The sequence below is a fragment of the Kitasatospora sp. NE20-6 genome (assembly GCF_045862635.1).
On record NZ_BPRL01000027.1, the window covers coordinates 11691 to 33701 of the forward strand.

Below are 22011 nucleotides of genomic sequence, written 5' to 3' on the forward strand. Positions count from 1 at the left end.
CGGACGGGACGACGGCGGCGTCAGCGCAGCACCCGGCGGGCGACGGCCGCGATGTGCAGCTCGTCGGGGCCGTCCAGCAGCCTGGCCGCGCGGCCGGCCCGGAAGAGGGCCGGCAGCGGGGTGTCCGGGCCGAGGCCGGCCGCGCCGTGGACCTGGACGGCGGCGTCGGTGACCTGCTGGAGCATGCGGGCCGCGGCGACCTTGGCGAGTCCGGTCTCGATCCGCGCGTCCTGCCCGGCGTCCAGGCGGGCCACCGCCTCGTGGACGAGCGGGCGGGTGGTGCGGATGGCGAGCAGGGAGTCGAAGACGAGCTGCTGGACGAGCTGGCGGTCGGCGAGCGGGCCCGCCGCCTGGGTGCGGGAGCGGGCCCGCCCGCACATCAGCTCGTAGGCCCGGGCCGCCTGGCCGAGCCAGCGCAGGCAGCGCAGGAGGCGGCCCAGGCACAGCCGTTCGCCGGCGATCCGCAGGGCCTGGCCGGGTGCGCCGACCAGGTGGTCGGCGGGCACCGTGACCCCGTCGAGCTCGATCTCCCACTGCCCGCCCGCGCCGAGGACCGGCAGCTCGCGGACCACCCGGAAGCCGGGCGCCGACGTGGGCACGAGCAGCAGCGACAGGCCGTCGGCGTCCGGTGCGCGGCCGCTCGTGCGGGCCATGACGGTGACCAGGTCGGCGTCGCCGGCCCCGGTCGTGAACCACTTGCGGCCGTGCAGGGTCCACCGGCCGTCCTCGCCCCGGACGGCACGGGTCGAGGTCGTCACCGGGTCGGTGCCGGGGGAGTCGGGGTCGGTCATCGCGTAGCACGTCCGCAGCTCGCCTGCGGTGATGCGCCGGAGGTGGCGTTCGCGCACGGCCGGTGAGGCGTGGCGCCGCAGCATCAGCACGTCGAGCAGCGGGGCCGAGCCGAGGGCGGCCGGGCCGTGGTCGCTGGCGCCCTCGGCCTCGGCGAGGTGCGCGTGGACGGACAACGGCACGCCCTGGCCGCCGAGTTCGCGGGGCAGCGGCAGCGCCCAGAGCCCCGCCGCCCGGGCCTCGTCCTGGAGCCGGGCCAGTGCCGTACGGGCGGCGGGGCCGCCGGCGTCGAGGACGGTCTCGCACGGCATCACCCGCGCCCGGACGAACTCCGCGACCCTGCCGCGCAGTTCGACCGCCGCGTCCGGACAGGCGGGAAGGCCGTACCCGGATTCCGCTGCTTCGTGATCTTTCATGACGATTCCTCCGGATCCATTGGGAACCCGATGACACGACCGTCCGACGTTCTGGTCGTGGAACTGGTCGGCCCCGGACGCCGCCGAGTTCCCGCACCGCCCCGCACACCTGCCGGCGGGCACCAGGAGCCCGCACCCGAGACCCGTGCAGCCGGACCGCGGCCGCCCGGACAAGGAGAGCCATGGTCCACCTCGCCCCCGCCCCGCCGGCCCGGCCGCTCGACGCACTGGGCCTGCGCGTCTCCGGGCCGCCCGCGCTGACGGCCCCGGCCGTCGCCCACCTGCGGGCCCTCGGGGCGACGGTCGCCGAGGAACGCCGCGCCGACGGCCCGGCCCGGTTCGAGGCGCCGGACGGCCCGAGCGCCGAACTCGCCTGGGCCGACCTGTGGCGGCCCGAGGACGCCGCGGACGAGGCGACCGTCCAGGCCGTCACCGGCATCATGCACGTCCACGGCAGACGCGACGGCGCACCGCGGGGCCTCGCCCGGGACTACGCCGCGACCTGCGCCTCCGTCCTCACCGTGCAGGGCCTGCTCGCCACCCTCCTCGGCCGGGCCCGCTCCGGTGCCGCCGCCGCACACGTCGCCACCGGCGCCGACCGCGCCGCACTGCTGACGGTCTCCCAGTACCTCGCCGCCGCGGGCGCCGACGAGGACGAGGCGGTGCCGATCGGCCCCGGCGGGCCGCCGTTCACCGCCGCCGACGGCACCCGCTTCGAACTGGAGGCGCTGGAACCGGACGTCTGGGCGGCGTTCTGGCACCGCCTCGGCGCACCCCCGGCCGCGATCCGGGCCGGCTGGCAACCCTTCCAGTTCCGCTACGCCACCGCCTGCGCCCCCCTGCCCGCCGCCCTGCACCGCACGGCCCGGGCCGCCTCCTGGACACGGATCCGGCAGGCCGCGGCCGGCTCCCGCGCCGACGTGTGCCGCCTGCACTCCCTCGCGGACCGGGCCGCCGACCCGGCCCCCGGCGCCCCGTGGTCCTTCCACCCCGGCCGCCCCGCCGGCACCCCGGCCCCGGCCCGCCCCGCCGCGACCGATCCGGCGCTGCCGCTCGCCGGACTGACGGTGCTGGAGGCCGGACGGCGTGTCCAGGCACCGCTCGCCGCCCACCTGCTGGGCCTGCTCGGCGCCGACGTGGTGCGCATCGAACCGCCGGGCGGCGACCCGCTGCGCGGCATGCCGCCCTGCTGCGACGGCGTGTCGGCACGCTGGCTCGCCCTCAACCGGGGCAAGCAGGTCACGGAGATCGACATCAAAGCCCCGGCCGGACGGGCCGAACTGCGCGAACTCACCGCGACCGCCGACGTGTTCCTCCACAACTGGGCACCGGGCAGGGCCGAGCGGCTCGGCCTGGACGCCGACACCCTCTCCCTCGCCAACCCCGGCCTGGTGTACGCCTACACCGGCGACTGGGCCGGGCGGCTGCCCGGAGCCCCGACCGGCACGGACTTCATGGTGCAGGCCCGCACCGGCGTCGCCGAGGCCGTCCGCACGGCGGACGAGCCGCCCGGGCCGTCCCTCATGACGCTCATCGACGTCCTCGGCGGCCTGCACGGCGCCGAGGCCGTCCTCGCCGCCCTGCTGCTGCGCGAACGCACCGGCCGCGGCGTACGCGCCGAGTCCTCGCTGCTCGGCGCGGCCGAGACGCTCACCGCCCGGTCGGCCGGGCTCGCCCCGACCGGCTTCCGCCGACCACTGGCCACCGCCGACGGCTGGATCGCCCCGGCCGACCGGTCCGCCGCACAGGCCCTCCGCCGCGCCGCCGCGCTGAGGACGCTCCCCACCACCGACGCCCTGACCGCCCTGCGCGCCCGCGGCCTCGCCGCGACCGCCGTCACCACCGACCTGCGCACCCTGCCCGCCGACCCGCGCCTGCCCGCCGCCCTCACCCGCGACGCTCACGGCGCCCTCGCCGTCCCCACGCCCTGGAGGTTCTCGTGACACCCGCGATACCCGACCTCGTCCCCTCCGCCCTCCGCCGGAGCTGGGCCGCCGACGGCCACTACCCCGATCTCGACCTGTACGCGCTCTTCCGCGCCCGCCGCATCGCCGACCCGCACCGCACCGCCGTCGTCGACCCCCGCGGACCGCTCAGCTACACCGCACTCGACCGCCAGGCCCGCTCGCTGGGCGCAGGACTCCGGGCCGCCGGGGTCTCCACGGGCGACGTGGTGGGCGTCCAACTCCCCAACGGCCGCGACGCGGTGATCGCCGACCTCGCGATCGCCGCCCTCGGCGCGGTCGCCCTGCCCTTCCCGGCCGGGCGCGGCGCCCGCGAGGCCGCCGCGCTCCTCCGCCGCTCCGGCGCCCGCGCGGTGATCGCCCCCACCGCCCACCGCGACACCCGGCCCGCCCGCGACATCGCCGGCCTGCGCGGCGAACTCCCCGCCCTCGGACCGGTGGTGGCCGCGGGACAGGGACCGGCTCCGGACGGCTGCCTGTCGTTCGCCGCACTGCTGCGCACCGACGCCACCGCCTTCACCCCCGCCCGTCCCGACCCGGACGCCGCCGCCCGCATCCTCGTCTCCTCGGGCACCGAGGCGGAGCCGAAGATGGTCGCGTACTCCCACAACGCGCTCGCCGGAGGACGCGGCAACTTCCTGGCGGCGCTGCGCCCTTCGGGCAGTGAGCTGCGCTGTCTCTTCCTGGTGCCGCTGGCGTCGGCGTTCGGCAGCAGCGGCACGGCCGTCACGCTCGCCCGGCACGGCGGCACCCTGGTGCTGATGGACCGCTTCACCCCGGCCGACGCCCTGGAGGCGATCCGCCGTCACCGGCCCACCCACGTGCTGGGCGTGCCGACCATGGTGCGGATGATGCTCGACCGACCGGCCGACGGGGCGCTGCCGCCGCCCGCGGCCCTGATCCTGGGCGGGTCACCGCTCGACGACGCGACCCGCACGGAGGCCGAACTCGCCTTCGGCTGCCCGGTGGTGAACCTCTACGGCTCGGCGGACGGGGTCAACTGCCACAGCGGGCTCGACGGCAGGCCCACCCGGGAGGACGGCCCGGGCGTCGCGGTCGGCCGCCCCGACCCCGCGGTGACCGACATCCGCATCACCGCCTCCGACGGGGCGTCGCGCGGCACCCCGGGGGAGATCGGCGAGATCGTGGCGCGGGGCCCGATGACACCGCTGTGCTACGTCGGCGCGCCCGAGCTGAACGACCGCTACCGCACCTCCGACGGCTGGGTGCGCACCGGCGACCTGGGCGTGTTCGACGCCGACGGCATGCTGCGGGTCGTCGGCCGGCTGAAGGACATCGTGATCCGCGGCGGGGTGAACATCAGCCCGGCCGAGGTCGAGCGCGCGCTCTCGGCGCACCCCGACGTGCGGGACGTCGTGTGCACCGGCGTCCCGTGCCCGCTCATGGGCGAGCGGCTGGCGGCCTGCGTCGTGCCGAGGGCCGGCCGTACGGTCACCCTCGACGACCTGCGCGCCCACCTGGGGGCCCGCGGCCTCGACCGGTGCAAACACCCGGAACGGCTGCTGCTGCTGGACACCCTGCCGCTGACCCCGGCCGGCAAGCCGGACCGGACGGCCCTGCGCAGGGCGGCCGCCGAGGCGCGGTGAGACCGACGCACGAGGGGGCCGCCCGGCACACCGGGCGGCCCCCCGTACGCGACTGCCTCCGCGGATCAGGGCGGGGAGACGGCCCCGGACGGGGTCAGACCCGTCCGACCAGCGTGAAGCCGGCCCCGTCCACGGCACTGCGGACCACCGTGTCGTCGAGCGCCCGCTCGGAGACGACGGTGACCCGGCCGGCCTTCGCCCGGGCCGCCACCTCGGTGACGCCGTCGATGGCCGCCAGCTCGGTGCTGACGGTCTTCTCGCAGTGGCCGCAGCTCATGCCTTCGACGGTGAAGACGGCGGTGACGGACATGGGATACCTCCGGGGACGGGACTGGACTGGACTGGACTGGACCGGATGCGACAGGACGGCACGGCACGGCGTGCGCGGACCGCTGCCGACAACGACAACGACAACGACAGCGCACCGCCCCGACGCGGCCGCGCGGACACGCCGTCCTGTGCCCCCATCGGGTGGACCGGGGAACCGATCAGGCCGCGCAGCCGACCAGCGGCACCACCGGTACTGCCACCACCGGCACCACGACGGGCTGCGCCGCTGCCGGTGCCGCTGCCGGTGCCGGGTGCCGTTCGGCGTCCGCGAGCAGCCGGACCAGCGTGGTGCGGGCCCGCGACACCCGTGAGCGCACCGTGCCGATCGGGCACCCGGCAGCCTCCGCGGCCTGCTCGTACGGCAGGCCGAGGACGGCCGTCAGCACGAACGCGTCACGCCGCTCGGCGGGCAGCGCCGCCAGCAGCTCGGCCAGTGCCACACCCTCCTCGAAACCGGGTGCCCCGCAGTACTGCGCCCGCTCCGCGGCCGCCTGCCAGTCGTCGGTGTCCAGCAGCCGCGGCCGGGCCGCCGCGAACCGGAAGCGGTCGGCGACCGTGCGGCGCGCGATCGACAGCAGCCAGGTCCGGGCGGAGGAACGGCCCTCGAAGCGCGGCAGGCTGCGCAGGGCTCGCAGGTAGGTGTCCTGGGTGAGGTCGTCGGCGGCCTGCGGGTCGCCGCTCAGGTAGGCCACGTACCGCCGCACGTCGGGGCGGGTGGCACGGACGAACCGCTCGACCGCGGCCTGGTCGCCGGTGCGGGCGGCCAGCGCCCACTCGGTGACGGCCGCGTCCTCGTGCGGGGAGCGACATCGCGGGGCGCGCGGGTGCGGCAGGGCAGGAGTCATCGCCATGGGTCCTTCTCGGAGAGCGGGGAGGCGGCCTACGGGCCGCAGGACAGGGCCGGGGCACGCGCCGGTGCCGCCGCACCCTGCGCGGGCACGGCGTCGACACGGCGCGGACCTGTGGGTGGCACGCCGTCCTCAGACGGCGGCGGCCCCGGCCGGTGGACCCCGGGAGGTGATGGCGTGGACGAGCAGCAGCCGCCGCGGCGACCGGGCGCGGACGGCACGGGCGGGCCGCGGCGGCGGTCGGTGCGGCGGGCGGACGAGCCCCACGAGGAGCAGCAGCGGGGCGAACAGCAGGGCGGCCGCGGTGCGGCCGAGCCGGAACACCGCCCGCTCACCGGCCGCCAGCCACAGGCCGACCAGCAGCGCGGCCAGCAGGTGCGCGGCGAGCATGCCGGCGGTCCCGCCGGGGAGGTGCGCGGGCATGGCGGCCGCGGCGGCCGCCTGGTGCGCGGCGTGGGCGCCCATGTCCATCCCCGGCATGTCGGCGGCCGTGCCCGTCACGCCTGCCATGCCTGCCATGCCCGCCATGTCCGGCAGGTCGACCGCCACGACGGACAGGCCGTCGCCGGAGGACCCGCCCCCGAGCCCTGCCGCCTCGGTGAGCCGGGCCGCCTCCGCCGGGGTCACCTCGCCGGGCCCGCAGAGCAGCGCCGCCCACTGTGCCGCGGTGCCGCCGTCCGCGGGCCGTGCGGCGGCCTGGCCGAGGCTGAACACGAGGTGCAGCACGGCCTGGACGCCCACGGTGAGGCCGGTCACCAGCACGGGGCCGCGCTCGCGGTCCGCCGGTACCCAGCCGGTGCCCCAGGCGGCGGCGAAGGCGGCCGCCAGGGCCCACCAGGGCACGTGCGTACCGGACATCAGGACGTGCCCGAGGGATGCGAGCAGCACGCAGACGGCCGCGAACACCGCGGCCCGTCCCGTACGCACTCCCCGTCCTACTCGCATGGCGGCCCCATCGTCGCACCTGCTGACGGTCCGCCACAGACCGAGGCCCGCGCCGATCACGGGCATCGACAGGTCCGATCATCAGGTGGCGCACGCCGGCGGTGGGGCGCGGGCCGGGCGGTCCGCGGGATCCGGGCGGGGGCCGGCGCCCGGCGAGCGGGCCCTGAGCGATCCCTGAGCGGGCTCCGAGCGCTCTCCGAGCCTCTTCTGAGCGTCTTCTGAGCGGTCGGTGGTCCTCTGGGGTCCTGCCGGAGAAAGCGTCTCCCCGGCGGGCGCGGCCCGGCCCCGTCGGGCCGGCGCCTGTCGCCGGGCTCCGCGCGCACCCCCTCGACCGCACGTCATCGGAGAGACCGTTGAAGCTCAGGAAAGCAGTGGTCGCCGTCGCCCTCGGCGCCGCCGTCCTCACCGCCGTCCCCGCCCTGACCGTTCCGGCGGTCGCGTTCGCCGCCGACTGCTACACGAACTGCGACCCGTGGGACGACAACGACGACGACACCTTCGACATGGGGGACAGCGAGATCGGCGACGTGCCGTGGGACGACATGACCATCGTCGTCACCGGTGTCCAGCAGGCGGTCCCCGGGCCGCCGCCCGCCCCGACCGTGTTCCCGACCGGAGGCGGTGGCGGCGGGGGCAACGGCTCCTACGAGTACCACCGGGACAAAGGAGTTCGAGAAGCGCGAGACCTGCATCAAGAACACCGGTTCCCTGCCGCTGCAGTTTCACCGGGAAGCCACCTACACGGTGACGTACTCGATCAACGCCGGCGCCTCCGCCGGGGCGTCGGACGCGCTGGAGGTCAAGCTCGGCGTCGAGTTCGGCACCACCATCACCCGCACCACAGGGATCGACGCCAGCATCAACCCCGGCCAGCAGCTGGGCATCTGGGTGCAGTACCAGACCGTCTACTACACGGTCGTCTGGACGGACTGGATGGGGCTCGGCCACAACGACGACGTGGCCGTCACCCAGCCGACCGGTGTGCTCACCGTGCACGACTGCTGATGGCCGGACCGACCGGTGCGGCGGTGCGACGGGTCCTCCCCGTCGTGCCGCCGCTCGGCGCCGAGGCGGTGCCGGCCGCGCGGCGCCGGGAGGCGCTCGACGCGCTGGCCGAGCTGCGGGCGGCCGCCGCGTACCTCGGCGACCCCGACCTCTTCCACCGCCCCCGGGTCCGTACGAGGGTGCACCGCAACGCGGCCGGCGCCACCGACCCGCGGCGCCTCGCGGAACAGGCGTTCGCCGCCGCCGGGCACCGGGCGGCAGCCGGTCTGGCGGCGGTCGGGTCCGTCCGTGCCGAGCTGCTCGAACGGCCCGGCCGCCGTCCGTGCTTCACCCCCGCCGCGCTGGCCGAACTGCACGGCCTGCTCGTCACCGGAGACCCCGGTGTGCCCGGCGGGGGCGGCTACCGGCGTGCCCCCGCCACCGTCACGTGGCCCGACGGCAGCCGTTTCGGCATCGACGTCGCACCGGGCCGGGCCCTGAACGGGCACGTCGACCGCTGGTACCGGTGGGCGATCCGGACGACCTCGCCCGCGCTGGACGCCGCGGCGCTCGGCATGGTGCGGCTGCTGACGATCCATCCGTTCCCGGACGCCAACGGCAGGCTCGCCCGGCTCGTCGCCCAGTGCGACCTCGTCGGTGCCGGCCTGCTGCCCGGCCTGCTCCTCGACCTCGACGGCTGGTTCGAGGCCCACCGCGAGGCGTACGACCGGGCCGTGGTGGCCGCCGCGGACGGCGACCTGCCGTGCTGGGGCGGGCTGTTCGCCCGGGCGGTCACCGGGGCGGCCCGGCACCGCACCGGCACCCTCGGCGCCTACCGGCAGCTGGTCGAGGCCGCCACCGTGCAGGTCGACGGCGAGCCGGTCGCCGCGGCGGTGCTGGCGCAGCTCCGGTCGAGTCCGGCGGTCTCCGTGAGCCGGCTCCGCGGACGGGTGCCGGGAGACCCGCGGCCGGCGCTGCGGCGGCTGGAGGACGCGGGGATCCTCGTCGCCCACCCGCGGCTGCCCGGGGCGCTGGTCCACCCGGGGCTGCTCGCCCTCCTCGACGCGCCGTTCGGGAGTACGGAGGCCGGGCCCGGTGCGCCGCCGCCCGGCAGCCCGCCCGGGGCCGGCGGCCCGGCGCGCGGTGGTCCCCGATGACCCCGGTGCCTGCGCGGCGCCCTCAGCGCGGGCCGGCCGCGGCCGTGGCCGCGTGCAGTGCCCGGCCGTCGCCGGCGAGGATCTGCGCGGTGAGCCGGGCGAGTTCGGGGCCCGGGCCGACCCCGAGCTCCTCGCGCAGCACCCGCCGCGCCGCGCCCAGCACGGCCACCGCCTCCGCCGACCGCCCGGCGCGGTGCAGCGCCAGCGCGCGGAGCGCCCAGGCGGACTCGCGCAGCGGGTTGTCGGCGGTCAGCTCCTCGCCCGCAGCCGCGGTGAGGTGGTGCTCGCCCCGCGCGAGCCGGGCGGCGAGGACGATCTCGCGTGCCGTCGTGCGCAGTTCGGTGAGCCGCCCGACCTCGCTCTGCACGAATCGGGCGGTCCCGACGTCGGCGAACGCCGGTCCGCACCACAGCGCCAGCGCCCGCTCGGCGCACTCCAGCGCCTCGTCCGGGCACCCACGGGCCGCGGCCGTCCCGGCGGTGCGGACCAGCGAGGCGAGCCGGCCGCTGTCCACGGCGTCCGGGGCGAGATCGAGGCGGTATCCGGCAGCGACCCGGCGCAGCACGGCCGGCGGCTGCCCGGCGCCGCGCCGGGGTTCCAGCACCGCGCGCAGGCCGGAGACGTACGTGTGCAGCGCCTGCCGGGGTTTGGCGGGCGGTCGCTCCTCCCACACCGCGTCGATGAGTTGCTCGCGATGCTGGAGCGCCGCCACGGCTTCGCCCGGGCCGACGCCTGCCTGCGGCAGCTCCTGGAGGTGGCCACCCGGAACGGCCTGCCCACCTGGGAGATCGGGGCGCTGGCCCGGCTGGGTGTGAACGAGTACATGCGCAGCGGCTCGTCCGAGCTGCTCGAACGCGCCCGGCAGGCCGCCCTGGGCCTCGGCGCGGTCGGGCTGATGCACACGGCGGAGGCGACGATGGCGATGCAGTGCGTGCAGCGCGCCGAGTTCGCCACCGCACGGGAGCTGACGGACCGCTGCGTGGACGCCACCGCGCGGCTCGGCAACCTCGACACGCACCAGCTGGTGCTGCTCACCCGCGCCAGCGCCGCCGCCCACCAGGGCCGCCGTGCCGTCATGGAGCACGAACTCGCCGAGTTCCACCGCTGGGACGGCGAGGCCTCCCTGCAGCGCCCGCTGGCGTACGCGGCCCGCGCGATGTGCGCCCTGCTGGAGGAGGACCGGCCGCAGGCGCTCGACGAACTCGACGCCGCGCGCGCATGGGAGGAGCGCAACCCCAGCGTCTTCTACCTCAACGGCCGGTACGGGCTGCGCCCGCTGCTGCGGGCCCTGGCCGGCCGGGCCGACCTGGCCGAGCACGCGCTCGTGGCCGCCGACCACGGGGCGGGGCTGCGCTGGAACCACCAGTTCGAGCGTCTCGCGTACGCCGTCCTGGCGGGCCGGGCGGGCCTGCACGCGGAGGCCGTCGCGGCGGTCGGCGAGGCCGTGGAGGCGTCGGAGCCGTTCCCGACCGCCCGTCATCTCGGGCTGCGCCTGGTCGCGGAGGCGGCCCTCGCGGACGGCTGGGGGCAGCCGGTCGAGTGGCTCCGCTCGGCGGAGGACCACTTCCACGCGGCGGGTGTGCCGACCGTCGCCAACGCCTGCCGCCACCTGCTGCGCCGGGCGGGCGCGTCCGTGCCGCAGCGCCGTTCGGGCGTGGAGCGGGTGCCGGCCTCCCTGCGCCGGGCGGGTCTCACCGTCCGCGAGTACGAGGTCTTCGTGCTGCTCGCGGCGCGTCCGGGGAATCAGGCGATAGGCGCCCGGCTGCACATCTCGCCGCGCACGGTGGAGAAGCACGTCGCGAGTCTGCTCGCGAAGACCCGCAGTCCGAACCGTACGGCACTGGCCGACCTGGCGGCCGGGCATGCGGCGGGTCCGGCGGTCGACCGCGCGCGCCCGGCCTGACCGCCTCGCCCGCCCGGCCTGACCCGCCCGCCGGGCTGACCCGCCCGCCGGGCTGACCGCCTCGCCCGCCCGCCCGGCCGCCGCCGTCGGTCAGTGCTCGGTCGGGCCGACCCACACGGTGGTGATGCCGCTGATGCAGCGGGCGCCGCAGCGGTCGGCGGGCACCACGAGCTGCGGGCCGGGGGCGTCGAGCGGTGTGCCGTCGATGCTGGTCGCGAGGAGGATCTGCTGGCCGCCGAAGTCCGGGTCGATCTCGGCCCAGGACAGCACCGCCCGGTGGCCGTCGGCCGCGGCGACGGTCACCAGGAAGCGCAGGCGCTGCTTGCGGCCGCGGAGGTCGACCCGCGGGCGGGCGGCGAGCAGCACGTCCCACAGTTTCGGGCCCTCGAAGGTGTGGTGCTGCACGCCCTCGGTCAGGCAGTCGAAGCTCACCTCGACCCGGTGGGCCGGCAGGGTGCGCAGCCGGGCGACGGTCAGCTCGACGGGCTCGTCGAGGCTGCCGTGCAGCCGGACGACGGCGGGCGCGGCGGTCCTGCTCACGATGCTCCTTCCGGGCCGGGTTCGGCGGCCCCGCGGAGTGATACCCCGGGGCGTCGCAGATACCTGCAAAAAGTCGATATACAGCAGCAGATGAGAGGAAGATGTCGATCTGGTGCTCGCAGATGCCAGACCGTCGCCCGCCCGGGCCGAGGGGCCCACCGGCCGCCGCCCGGCGGCCGGATGCGTGAGCCGGGGGCCGCGCGCAGCATGGGGGGATGAGCGAGTTCGCACCCGTGCCGCCGTCGGTGGCGACGGCCGACGTGGTGGCCACCCGGATCGGCGTGCTGAGGTTCGCCGACGGCGTCCCGGACGCGGACACCGCCGAGAAGGTGTACGACCACCTGGATCTGGTGCACGGGGTGAACGCCTACCTGGCCGGGCTGCCGGGCGTGTCGGCCCGGTCGATCCGCCGGGGCCTCCAGCAGGCCGGGGTCGCGGACGACCAGGTGCTGCTGTTCTCGGGGCTGATGGACAGCGCGTCGCTGTTCCTCACCGGCAGCGCCGACACCGTGGACTTCCTGAGCGTCCTCGACCTGACCGCGGGGCCCGTCGCGCTGCAGGTCCCGCCGGGGTGCCTGGGCACGGTCGACGACATGTGGTTCCGGTGGATCACCGACTTCGGCCTGCCCGGCCCCGACCGCGGCCTCGGCGGCACGTACGTGTTCCTGCCGCCCGGCCACGACGGCCCGGAGCCGGAGGGCGGCCTGTTCGTGCACCGCTGCCGCACCTGGCAGGCGGTCGTGCTGGGCCGGGCGTTCCCGGAGGACGGCGACCCCGCTCCGGCGGCCGCCCGCATCGAGGAGTCGCTGCGCATCCACCCGTGGACGCCGGGCGGTCACGGCAGCGGCACCGGCGCCTTCCTGCCGGGCCGGGAGCCGCCCGCCCCATCGGACCCGCCGGTCTTCACCGAGGGCACCGGGCTGGCGGTGAACACCCTGCCCCCGAACGACCGCTCCTTCTACGAGCTGCTCGACACCCTGGTGCAGGAGCAGCCGGCCGGGTCCGGCGATCCGGAGGCCGGCGGGGCCCTGCGCGCCATCGGCATCGCCAAGGGGCGGGAGTTCAGGCCCGGTTCACGGCTGCGGGCGGTCCTGGACGAAGCCGTCGCGCTGGGCGACGCGACTGCCCGCACGCTGGGTCTGCGCGCCCGCGGCCAGGACGGCTTCGCCTGCTACGGCAGCGGTTCGGCCTGGTCCGACCCGCTGTCCGTCGGCGGCCACGACTGGACGGTGCCCCCGCGCGGACCCACCGCCGGGGGCGGCCCCGAACCGCACCCGCCGGCCTCCGGCCGTGCGCTGAACTCCCGGACGGCCTTCCACTACGTCGCCACCGGCGGTTCGCCGGCGATGTGCACGCGCGTGACCGGTGCCGGGCACCGGTACCTCATGGTCGCCGCCGACGAGAACGGCCGGCCGTTCGACGGCGCGCGCCCCTACACGCTGACCCTGCCCGCGGGCATCCCGGCCGCCCGCTCCTGGTCCGTCACCGTGTACGACAGCCAGACCCGGTCCATGCTCCGGACCCCGCAGCGTTATCCCCGGGCGGGCAGCCAGGCCTGTCCCGGTCCGGCCGCCACGCCCGGCCCCGACGGTGCCGTCACGCTCCACCTCGCGCCCGAACGCCCCGGCGCCGCCGCCGAGGGCACCTGGATCCGGACCGTGCCGGGCAAGGGCTGGTTCGCGGTGCTGCGCCTGTACGACCCGCTGCAGCCGTTCTTCGACCGGGCCTGGCGGCCCGGGGAGGTCCGGCCCGCCGGCTGAGCCCGCCCGCTGAGCCCGCCCGTCCTCCTGTCCCTTCCGGCCCCCGCCGCCCCGGCCTCCCGCCTCGGGGACGCCGGGAGACGAGGGCCGGGGGCCGGGGGCCGGAGCGGCGTCAGTACACGTACAGGTGCGTGGTGAGGTTGGCGAAGGAGACGGCGGAGCCGCTCTTCCACGCCTTGTAGCCGGTGCCCTTGGTGAGGTCGGCCTCGAAGGTCGGGCCGCTCTCGTAGCTGATGCCGTACTGGGTCGTGCTGCGGCCGGCGCTGACGAGTTCGGTGGCCATTGTGACCATCTGGTAGGCGTGGTCGGTGGGGGAGTCGGGGGAGGAGAAGACGTCGCTCCAGCGGCTGCCGACGGTGCCGCCGGACGGGGCGTACGCGGGCTTGGTGCTGGAGGCGGTCCAGGTGCCGGGGTTGTAGCTGTCGCCGCTGGTCAGGTACGTCCACTTGACGTTGTCGGCCGACCAGTAGCCGCTGTGCGTGCCGACGGTGGCCGACCGCAGGTCGAAGACCGAGACGCCGTGGGTGCCGACCACGGTGTCGGTCTCGTCGGCCGAGCCGGGGCGGGTGACGACGAGGGCGGTGTCCTCGTCGATGCCGAAGGCCCGGGTGTGTGCGGTGTCGGCGGCGAGGCGGGTGATGCGGCCCTCGCGGCCGCGGGCGGCGAAGTGGGTGTCGAGCAGGCCCGAGGTGAAGAAGTTGAAGCCGCCTGCGGGGCGGTAGCTGAGGTCGTCCGGGTAGGTGCTGCTGATCGAGGTGTGCGAGCCGTAGCGCAGGCCGTCCCAGCTCTCGCCGCCGGTGACCATGTCGCGGCCGTTGGCGATGGCGGTGCCCGCGCTGGTGCCCATGACGACGGCGCCCGCGGTGAACTTCGCCCGGATCGCGGCGAGTGCGGGGGAGTCGCTGTTGTCGCTCCTGAGGAGGGTGGTGACCAGGCGGCTCTGGTCGCCGCCGCCGAAGAAGAAGCCGTTCATCGAGTTGATCCGGTCGACGACGGCCTGGCTGGAGTTGTTGGCGATGTGGTCGAGGTCGATCGGGATCCACTCCGCTGCGGCCGCGTGGTGGGTCGTCTTCAGCAGGTCGACGTAGTAGGCGCCGTTGCAGACGGAGTTGCTGCAGAGCGCGGGGTCGTTCGCGTCGGGGTCGTTGGCCGGCACGTCGGAGGCGGCCGTGATCACGCCGATCCTCGCGTTGGCGGCGCCGCCGGCCTTGTCGAGGAAGGCGCCGTAGACCGCGGAGTTGGTGGCGGCGACGGCTCCGCCGGCCAGGACGAGGCTGCCGCTGACCGGGGTGGCGGCCCGTGCGGTGCCGGCGGGGGTGACGAGCGCCAGGCAGAGAGCGCCGGCGAGGGCCGTCGCCGCGGTGGCGGTGCGGCGGCGTGCGGTTGCGGTCATGCGTGCTCCTGTGGGGGAGGCCGGGCGGCCCGCGGGGCCGCTGCCGGGAGGGTGTGCCGGCCCGGCGCAGGGGTGCGGGGGCACGGCGGGGCCGCCGTGCGGGGGCCGGCGGTGCACCGTTCGGTGCATGGAAACGGAAGATACAGATCTATCGCACTCGGCGGTAGATGTAAGGAAGGCTCCGGCGGTCGACCGCCCTTGGCTTGGGGCGCAGGGCTGCAGGTGCGGGCCTGGTCCGGCGTTACCTAGCTGTATCCCTCGTTACATCTAGAGATTGATTGCCTTTTTCTGTAACATCTTCCTCGCGGCGCAGCCCTCCGACGCCGCCCATGTCCTCGAAAGGTGCGACGTGTCCCCCTCGCTCTCCCGCAGACCCGCCCTGCTCGCCGCCCTCGCCCTGTGCGGCTCGCTCTCGCTGACCGCGTGCGGCAGCAGCGGCGGTGACGGCCCGGCCGCCACCGCCACGGCGACCCCCGTGACCGTCGCCGGCGTGACCGTCACCCGCGACGCCGCCCTGTACGCCGCCCTCCCGGCCGCGATCAGGAAGGCCGGCCGGGTCCGGGTCGCCACCGACGTCCCGTACCCCCCGTTCGAGATGTACACCGCCGAGGGCAGCACCACGATGACCGGGCTCGACCACGACCTCGGGCAGGCGCTCGGCGCCAGGCTCGGCGTGACGTTCGTGTTCCAGGCGCAGAAGTTCGACGGCATCGTGCCCGCCCTGCAGGCCGGCAAGTACGACGCGGCGATCTCCGCCATCACCGACAACAAGGAGCGTGAGCAGGTCGTCGACTTCGTCGACTACTCCGTCTCCGGCAGCGGCATCCTGGTCGCCGAGGGCAACCCGCAGAAGATCACCACCCTGGACGACCTGTGCGGGCACTCCGTCGGCGTCCAGACCGCCACCAACCAGCAGAAGCTCCTGGAGAAGCACCAGGACGCCTGCCGCACCGCAGGCCGTGAACCGATCCACCTGCAGGCCTTCCCGAAGGACTCCGACGCGCAGCTCGCCCTGCGCTCCGGCAAGGTCGTCGCCGACGTCCTCACCAAGCCCGCCGCGGGCTGGACCGCGAAGACCGCCGACGGCGGCGCCGCGTTCGACCTCGTCGACGACCCCGCCGCCCTGGGCGGCTACAACGCCTCCCCCAACGGCATCGCGATCCCCAAGAACCTGCCGGAGCTGACCGGGGCCGTCCAGAAGGCCCTCCAGTCGCTCATCGACGACGGCACGGTGGCGAAGATCTACGGCACGTACGGCGTCGCCTCGATCGCCGTGAAGTCGGCCACCAGGAACGGTGCGGTGGACTGACATGGCAGCCACACCCCACCCTGTGGCCGGCACCACCACCGCGGACGCCCGGACCGCTCCGCCGGTTCGGGCGGACGAACTCACCGTCGTTCCCGTCCGGCACTGGGGCCGCTGGGTCGCCGCCGCAGCCGCCCTGACCTCCCTGGTCGGGCTGGTCGGCTCGCTCGCGAAGAACCCCAACCTGCACTGGGACGTGGTCGGCCACTACCTCGCCGCCGACCTCATCTTCGACGGCCTGACCACCACCCTGTGGCTGACCGTCGCCGCCATGGCGATCGGCCTCGCACTCGGCACCCTCGTAGCCGTCCTGCGGCTGTCGTCCAACCCCGTGCTGTACGGGCTGTCGACGCTGTTCGTCTGGCTGTTCCGCGGCACCCCGCTGCTCGTGCAGATCATCTTCTGGGGCTACGCCGCCGCGCTGTACAAGCACCTGATGATCGGCATCCCGTTCACGACGGTCACCTTCGTCGAGTTCGACACCAACCAGCTCATCAGCCCCCTGACCGCGGCCGTCCTCGCGCTCGGCCTCAACGAGGCCGCCTACGCCTCCGAGATCGTCCGCGCGGGCATCCAGTCCGTCGACCCCGGCCAGACCGAGGCCGCCCACTCCCTCGGCATGAAGCCCGCCCTGACGATGCGCCGCATCGTCCTCCCGCAGGCCATGCGGGTCATCATCCCGCCCATGGGCAACGAGACGATCAACATGCTCAAGACCACCGCCTACGTCTCGGTGATCGCCGCGCACGACCTGATGTCCAACATCCAGGACGTCTACGCCCAGAACTACCAGGTCATCCCGATGCTCGTGGTCGCCGCCCTCTGGTACCTCGCCCTGACCACCGTGCTGTCCGTCCCGCAGGCCCGGCTGGAGCGCCGCTACGGCCGCGGCACCACGCAGGCCGCCCAGGCCTCCCCGCTGCGCCGGATGTTCGTCGGAGTCGGCGGCCTGCTCACCTCCACCCGCGACCGGAAGGGCTGAACCGATGGCCCCGCCCATGGTGCACGCCGAGGGCGTGCGCAAGCACTACGGCAGACTCGACGTCCTCAAGGGCGTCGACATCACCGTCGAACGCGGCCAGGTCTGCTGCCTGCTCGGCCCGTCCGGCTCCGGCAAGTCGACCTTCCTGCGCTGCATCAACCACCTGGAGCGGGTGGACGGCGGCCGGCTCCGCGTGGACGGAGAACCGGTCGGCCACCGCCGGTCCGGCAACCGCCTGCACGAGCTGCGGGAGGCCGAGGTCGCCGACCGCCGCCGCGAGATCGGCATGGTCTTCCAGCGCTTCAACCTCTTCCCGCACATGACCGCGCTGGAGAACATCGCCGAGGCACCGATCCGGGTGTCCGGCGTCAACCGGACCGACGCCCGCGCCGACGCACGGCGGCTCCTCGACCGGGTCGGCCTCGGCGACCGCGCCGGCCACTACCCGGCGCAGCTCTCCGGCGGTCAGCAGCAGCGCGTCGCCATCGCCCGCGCACTGGCGATGAAACCCAAGCTGATGCTCTTCGACGAGCCCACCTCGGCCCTCGACCCCGAGCTCGTGGGCGACGTCCTCGACGTCATGCGCGACCTCGCCGCGGACGGCATGACCATGGTGGTCGTCACCCACGAGATCGGCTTCGCCCGCGAGGTCGGCGACACCGCGGTCTTCATGGACGAGGGCGTCGTCGTCGAGGCCGGCGACCCCCGGCAGGTCCTGGTGGACCCGGAGCAGGAACGTACCAAGGCGTTCCTGTCCAAGGTCCTGTGAGCGCCGCCGACCGGGCCCACTCCGCGACCCGTCCGGCAGGGACCGCGGACGACCTGCTGGCCGCCGCCGTCGCCGCGCTGCCGCGCTACCTCGACGACCTGGCCGAGCTGGTCGCCCTCGACTCCGGCTCCTACAACGCCGAGGGCGTGAACCGGGTCGCCGACCGGGTGCAGCGGCGCCTGGACGGAATCGGCTTCACCACCGAACGCATCCCCGTCGGCCCGCTCGACGGCCGGGCCTGCGGCGACGTCCTCGTGGGCCGGCTCGCCGGCACCCTCCCGGCCGAGGAGGGCGGCGCCCGGATCGTCCTCGTCGGACACATGGACACCGTCTTCGAGGACGGCACCGCCGCGGCCCGCCCGTTCCGCACCGACGGCCCCCTCGCGCACGGCCCCGGCGTGAGCGACGACAAGGGCGGCCTGCTGGCCGGTGTCACCGCCGCCGGCCTGCTGGCCGCCCACGGCCGCACCTCCTTCGCCGAACTCGTGCTGCTCGCCACCCCGGACGAGGAGATCGGCTCACCGGCCAGCCGGCCGGTCACCGAACGGATCGCCGCCGGTGCGGACTTCGCCCTCGGGCTGGAGTGCGCCCGGGAGAACGGCGACCTGGTCGTCGAACGCAAGGGCGTCGCCGACCTGCTGGTCACCGTCACCGGCCGGGCCGCACACGCCGGCATCGAACCCGAGCGCGGGGCCAACGCCGCCCTCGCCGCTGCCCACCTCGTGGTCGCCCTGCAGGCGCTGAACGGCCGCTGGCCCGGGGTCACCCTCAACGTGGGCGTCGTCCGCGCCGGCACCCGTACCAACATCGTCTGCCCGGAAGCGGAGCTGCAGGTGGAGGTCCGCGCGGCGACCACCGCCGCGCTGCGCACCGCCATCGCGGCGGTCCACGGGACCGCCGCCCACCTCGTGGTGCCGGGCACCACCGCCCGGGTCGCCGAGCTCGACCTGTGCCCGCCGATGGAGCACACCCGCTCGGCGCAGGCCGTCCTGGCGGTCGCCCGCGAGGCGGCCGCCGACCTCGGCCTGACGGTCCACGGAGCCTCCACCGGCGGCGTCGGCGACGCCAACCTCACCTCCGGCCTCGGCATCCCCACCCTCGACGGGCTGGGCCCCGTCGGCGGCGCCGACCACACGCCGCAGGAGTGGCTGGACACGGCCGGCGTGCCCGTCCGGGTCGCCCTGCTGGCCACGCTGATCGAACGCCTGCGGGCCGGCTGACGCGCACCGCCCCCCCGGCTCGTACCCCGGCTCGGCCCGTACTCCCGGGCCGTGTTCCCGCCCGGGGCGCGCCGTCGGCGGACGGCGCGCCCCGGGTGCGCAACGCTCCACCCCCTCACCCCTCCGATGGGAGCCACGGATGAACCGACCCCGTACCGCCCGTACCGCCCGTCCCGCCCGTACTGCCCGTACCGCCCGTCCCGCCCGTACTGCCCGTACTTCCCGTACTTCCCGCACCGGCCGCGCGGTGCTCGCCGCGGCCGCGGCCCTCGCCGTGGTGGCCGCGGCAGCCCCGGCGGAGGCAGCGGCGCCGGCGCACCGGCACGGCGGCACACTGATCCTCGTCGGCGGCGGCCTCCGGGACGACAACGCCGAGATCTACGGCGAGATCGTCAGGAAGGCCGGCGGCGCCGGGCGCGCCCGGATCGGCGTGCTGACCGCCGCGTCCGTCCCGGAGAGCCAGGACCCCGACGCGGCCGACCCGGAGCGGTGCTCCAACTCGGCCTGCAACGGCGCCTACTACGCCGCACTGTTCGCGCGGCACGGCGCGGCGGACGCGCAGTGGATACCCGTCGACGTCGAGCACGTGGCGGCCGCCGACTCGGACGCGGTCGTGGCCCGGGTCGAGTCGATGACCGGCTTCTTCTTCGGCGGCGGTGACCAGTACCGGTACATCACCAGCCTGCTGCACGGGGACGCGCACACCGACTCGCGGGTGCTGGCCGCGATCCGGGCGAAGCTGGCGGCCGGTGCGGTGGTCGCCGGGTCCAGCGCGGGCGCGCAGATCGCCTCGGGGCCGCACATGGTCAGCGGGGGCGACAGCTACCAGGCGCTGCGCGACGGCAGCGCCCCCGGCTACTTCGACGACCCCGCCAGGCTCGGCCAGATCCCCGAGGGCGGCTTCGGCTTCTTCGGTCCCGGACTGCTCGACACCCACACCGGCACCTACGGCCGCGAGGGCCGCGCGATCCGCCTGGCCTCCGACACCGGCCACGACCGGGTGTTCGCCCTCGACGAGGACACCGCCGTCGAGGTCGAGGACGTCGGCAGCCGCCGTGAGTCGCTGCGCGTGCTCGGCACGCACGGCGTCTCGGTGTTCGACCTGCGGCACGCCCGCAGCCGTACCGTGGGAGGGCGGTGGAGCATCGCCGGGGTGGGCTACAGCTACCTGACCGACGGCGACGCCTACGACACCCGGACCTGGCGGACCCGGCCGGGCGGCGGCAGGACACGGCTGGTGCCCGCCTCCTCCTCCGCCGTCCCCGCCAACCACGACGTCTTCTTCTCGGTCGACAACCCCGACGGCGTCCCGTACTCCTTCTCCGGGACGGCCCGGGCGCTCGTCGCGACCACCTCCCGGCGCACCGCGACGGCCACCACCTACGAGACCGGCCCGGCCTTCGCGGTGCGGTTCGAGAAGACCGGCGACACCCGCGCCTGGACGGCCGACGGCACGACCGCGGCCTCGTTCGCCGACCTGCAGGTCCGCATCGGCCCGGCCGGGAACCGACCGGCGCCGCGCCGCCGCAGCACCGCCTGAACCACCGCGGGACGGTCTCCGCAGCCCGGCCCTTCGCTAGGCTGCGGAGATCACGTCCTCGTACCAACGGGCCCGTTCCGTCCGTCCCGACCGCCCACCGCCGGGACGCGCGCCGGGGCCCGAGCCGCAGACCGGGAAAGGAACCCCGCCATGCCCCCCGTCACGCTCGCCGAGGACATCCGGCAGAGGCTCGGCGAGTGCAGCCCCGCCGAGCGCAAGGTCGGCCGGGTCCTGCTCGCCGGCTGGCCGGCGGCCGGCTTCGAGACCATCGCCACCCTCGCCGAGCGTGCCGACGTCAGCGCCCCGACCGTCATCCGGTTCGTCAACCGGCTGGGCTACCGCGGCTTTCCCGACTTCCAGACCGCCCTCCGTGCCGAGCTGGACGAGCGTCAGGCCTCACCGCTGACCCTCTACGCCGCCGGCAACTACCGTGCCCCGGCCGGGGACGGGTCCGAGGAGCCGCCCGGTCCGGCCGGGCTGCTCGCGCACGGGCGGGAGGTCTTCACCGCGGCGGTGGACCGCACGCTGGCCGAGGTCACCCCGCACGACCTCGGGCGGGCCGTGCAGCTGCTGGCCGACCCCAAACGCCGCATCACACTCGTCGGCGGCCGCTTCAGCCAGCTGTTCGCCCAGTACCTCGGGCTGCACCTGATGCAGATGCGCGACGACGTCCGGCTGCTCCCCGACCGGCCGGTCGAACGCACCGCCCACCTCGCCTCGCTGGGCAGGCGCGACGTGCTGGTGGTCTTCGACTACCGCCGCTACGAGGACGACAAGACCACCATGGCCGAACTCGTGCGCGAGGCCGGCGGACGCGTCGTCCTGTTCACCGACACCTGGCTGTCCCCGGTCAGCACCCAGGCCGAGGTCGTGCTCTCCAGCCAGGTCGGCGCACCGTCCCCGTACGACAGCCTGGTGCCGACGCTCGCGGTCGTGGAGACGCTGGTGGCGGGGATCATCGGCGAGCTCGGCGACCGCGCCCACCAGCACATGCAGCACGGTGAGGAGACCGCCCGCCGCGCCGGGTTGACCTGACACCCGGCCGGGCGCCGTGCGAGGGCTGCCCGGCCGGGTGCCGCCCCGGCTACAGGTAGGGGCGGGTGATGAGCTCGATCGCGTGCCCCGAGGGGTCCTTGAAGTACACCCCCCGGCCGCCGTGCTCGGTGTTGGTCTCGCCGGGCCGCCGCATCTGCGGGTCCGCCCAGTGCTCGATCCCGCGCTCGCGCAGGCGGCCGTACGCCCGGTCGAAGAGCTCGTCGTCGACCAGGAACGCGTAGTGCTGCATCTGGATGTCGACCGGCGGCTCGGCGAACTGGAGCAGGACGCCGTCGGCGAGCCGGATGTTGGTGAACGGGCCCCAGGACGGTGCTTCCCGGACCTCCAGCAGCTCCCGGAAGAACCGCGCGGACGCGTCGCGGTCCGTGGAGGCGATGATGGTGTGGTTGAACGTGGCTGTCATGCGGTGACCTCGGTGTTCGGCAGGGGACGGGGACGCGCGGTGCAGGTGCACCAGGAGGTCCGCGTGCCGAATCGAGGGGGTGCCGTCCGCGCACCCGTG

At 75.6% G+C, this 22011-nt stretch carries 20 protein-coding genes; 12 read left to right on the forward strand and 8 right to left on the reverse strand.

Going from position 1 to position 22011, the window contains the following annotated elements; all coding sequences use genetic code 11:
- Positions 1–20 precede the first annotated feature (20 nt).
- Positions 21–1205, reverse strand: coding sequence for an acyl-CoA dehydrogenase family protein (locus tag SNE206_RS20170; protein WP_407914825.1), 1185 nt, complete (start codon positions 1203–1205; stop codon positions 21–23).
- A 182-nt stretch (positions 1206–1387) separates the two neighbouring features.
- Between SNE206_RS20170 and SNE206_RS20175 the strand changes: the two genes are divergently transcribed.
- Together SNE206_RS20175 and SNE206_RS20180 are read left to right on the forward strand one after the other, a co-directional pair.
- On the forward strand, positions 1388–3148 hold the full coding sequence (locus tag SNE206_RS20175) for a CoA transferase (RefSeq protein ID WP_407914826.1): 1761 nt from the start codon (positions 1388–1390) through the stop codon (positions 3146–3148).
- On the forward strand, positions 3145–4776 hold the full coding sequence (locus SNE206_RS20180; protein WP_407914827.1) for an AMP-binding protein: 1632 nt from the start codon (positions 3145–3147) through the stop codon (positions 4774–4776). The genes SNE206_RS20175 and SNE206_RS20180 overlap by 4 nt, the downstream gene beginning before the upstream one ends.
- A gap of 94 nt (positions 4777–4870) precedes the next feature.
- On the opposite strand, the gene SNE206_RS20185 is transcribed toward SNE206_RS20180, so the two are convergent.
- The 3 genes from SNE206_RS20185 to SNE206_RS20195 all read right to left on the reverse strand — a co-directional run bounded on the left by SNE206_RS20185 (position 4871) and on the right by SNE206_RS20195 (position 6881).
- Positions 4871–5086: a heavy-metal-associated domain-containing protein gene (locus tag SNE206_RS20185; RefSeq protein ID WP_407914828.1), complete on the reverse strand. Its 216-nt coding sequence runs from the start codon at positions 5084–5086 to the stop codon at positions 4871–4873.
- Between the two features lie 178 nt (positions 5087–5264).
- Complete coding sequence (locus SNE206_RS20190; RefSeq protein WP_407914923.1) at positions 5265–5951, reverse strand: sigma-70 family RNA polymerase sigma factor; 687 nt, start codon at positions 5949–5951, stop codon at positions 5265–5267.
- A gap of 135 nt (positions 5952–6086) precedes the next feature.
- Positions 6087–6881 (reverse strand): hypothetical protein, encoded by a 795-nt coding sequence (locus SNE206_RS20195; protein WP_407914829.1) that lies wholly within the window; start codon positions 6879–6881, stop codon positions 6087–6089.
- Positions 6882–7520: 639 nt separating this feature from the next.
- Between SNE206_RS20195 and SNE206_RS20200 the strand changes: the two genes are divergently transcribed.
- On the forward strand, positions 7521–7904 hold the full coding sequence (locus SNE206_RS20200) for a DUF6426 family protein (protein WP_407914830.1): 384 nt from the start codon (positions 7521–7523) through the stop codon (positions 7902–7904).
- On the forward strand, positions 7904–9040 hold the full coding sequence (locus SNE206_RS20205; RefSeq protein ID WP_407914831.1) for a Fic family protein: 1137 nt from the start codon (positions 7904–7906) through the stop codon (positions 9038–9040). Before SNE206_RS20200 ends, SNE206_RS20205 begins: the two co-directional genes overlap by 1 nt.
- A 22-nt stretch (positions 9041–9062) precedes the next feature.
- Here SNE206_RS20205 and SNE206_RS20210 read toward each other — a convergent pair whose 3' ends face one another.
- The gene (locus SNE206_RS20210; RefSeq protein ID WP_407914832.1) at positions 9063–9752 is read right to left on the reverse strand and encodes a BTAD domain-containing putative transcriptional regulator; all 690 of its coding nucleotides are present in this window, start codon (positions 9750–9752) and stop codon (positions 9063–9065) included.
- On the opposite strand from SNE206_RS20210, the gene SNE206_RS20215 reads away from it, so the two are divergent.
- Entirely contained in the window at positions 9735–10943 is a 1209-nt protein-coding gene (locus SNE206_RS20215; RefSeq protein ID WP_407914833.1) for a response regulator transcription factor, read from the forward strand. The genes SNE206_RS20210 and SNE206_RS20215 overlap by 18 nt on opposite strands.
- 90 nt (positions 10944–11033) lie before the next feature.
- Here SNE206_RS20215 and SNE206_RS20220 read toward each other — a convergent pair whose 3' ends face one another.
- Positions 11034–11483, reverse strand: coding sequence for a molybdopterin-dependent oxidoreductase (locus SNE206_RS20220; RefSeq protein WP_407914834.1), 450 nt, complete (start codon positions 11481–11483; stop codon positions 11034–11036).
- A gap of 215 nt (positions 11484–11698) precedes the next feature.
- Between SNE206_RS20220 and SNE206_RS20225 the strand changes: the two genes are divergently transcribed.
- A complete protein-coding gene (locus SNE206_RS20225; RefSeq protein ID WP_407914835.1) occupies positions 11699–13243 on the forward strand; it encodes a DUF1214 domain-containing protein in 1545 nt (514 codons plus the stop codon).
- A 112-nt stretch (positions 13244–13355) separates the two neighbouring features.
- Here SNE206_RS20225 and SNE206_RS20230 read toward each other — a convergent pair whose 3' ends face one another.
- Positions 13356–14636, reverse strand: a complete 1281-nt coding sequence (locus SNE206_RS20230; RefSeq protein ID WP_407914836.1) for a cyanophycinase — start codon at positions 14634–14636, stop codon at positions 13356–13358.
- 349 nt (positions 14637–14985) lie between these two features.
- Here SNE206_RS20230 and SNE206_RS20235 point away from each other — a divergent pair, with 349 nt between their 5' ends.
- The 6 genes from SNE206_RS20235 to SNE206_RS20260 all read left to right on the forward strand — a co-directional run bounded on the left by SNE206_RS20235 (position 14986) and on the right by SNE206_RS20260 (position 21488).
- Positions 14986–15945, forward strand: a complete 960-nt coding sequence (locus tag SNE206_RS20235; RefSeq protein WP_407914837.1) for an ABC transporter substrate-binding protein — start codon at positions 14986–14988, stop codon at positions 15943–15945.
- 1 nt (position 15946) lies between these two features.
- Entirely contained in the window at positions 15947–16924 is a 978-nt protein-coding gene (locus SNE206_RS20240) for an amino acid ABC transporter permease (protein WP_407914838.1), read from the forward strand.
- A 4-nt stretch (positions 16925–16928) separates the two neighbouring features.
- Positions 16929–17693 carry an amino acid ABC transporter ATP-binding protein gene (locus SNE206_RS20245; RefSeq protein ID WP_407914839.1) on the forward strand — a complete coding sequence of 255 codons (765 nt, stop codon included), beginning with the start codon at positions 16929–16931 and terminating at the stop codon, positions 17691–17693.
- Positions 17690–18913 (forward strand): M20/M25/M40 family metallo-hydrolase, encoded by a 1224-nt coding sequence (locus SNE206_RS20250; RefSeq protein ID WP_407914840.1) that lies wholly within the window; start codon positions 17690–17692, stop codon positions 18911–18913. Before SNE206_RS20245 ends, SNE206_RS20250 begins: the two co-directional genes overlap by 4 nt.
- Positions 18914–19052: 139 nt before the next feature.
- Entirely contained in the window at positions 19053–20453 is a 1401-nt protein-coding gene (locus SNE206_RS20255; protein WP_407914841.1) for a cyanophycinase, read from the forward strand.
- A 150-nt stretch (positions 20454–20603) separates the two neighbouring features.
- On the forward strand, positions 20604–21488 hold the full coding sequence (locus SNE206_RS20260; protein WP_407914842.1) for a MurR/RpiR family transcriptional regulator: 885 nt from the start codon (positions 20604–20606) through the stop codon (positions 21486–21488).
- Positions 21489–21537: 49 nt separating this feature from the next.
- On the opposite strand, the gene SNE206_RS20265 is transcribed toward SNE206_RS20260, so the two are convergent.
- A complete protein-coding gene (locus SNE206_RS20265; RefSeq protein ID WP_407914843.1) occupies positions 21538–21912 on the reverse strand; it encodes a VOC family protein in 375 nt (124 codons plus the stop codon).
- Positions 21913–22011: the final 99 nt, after the last annotated feature.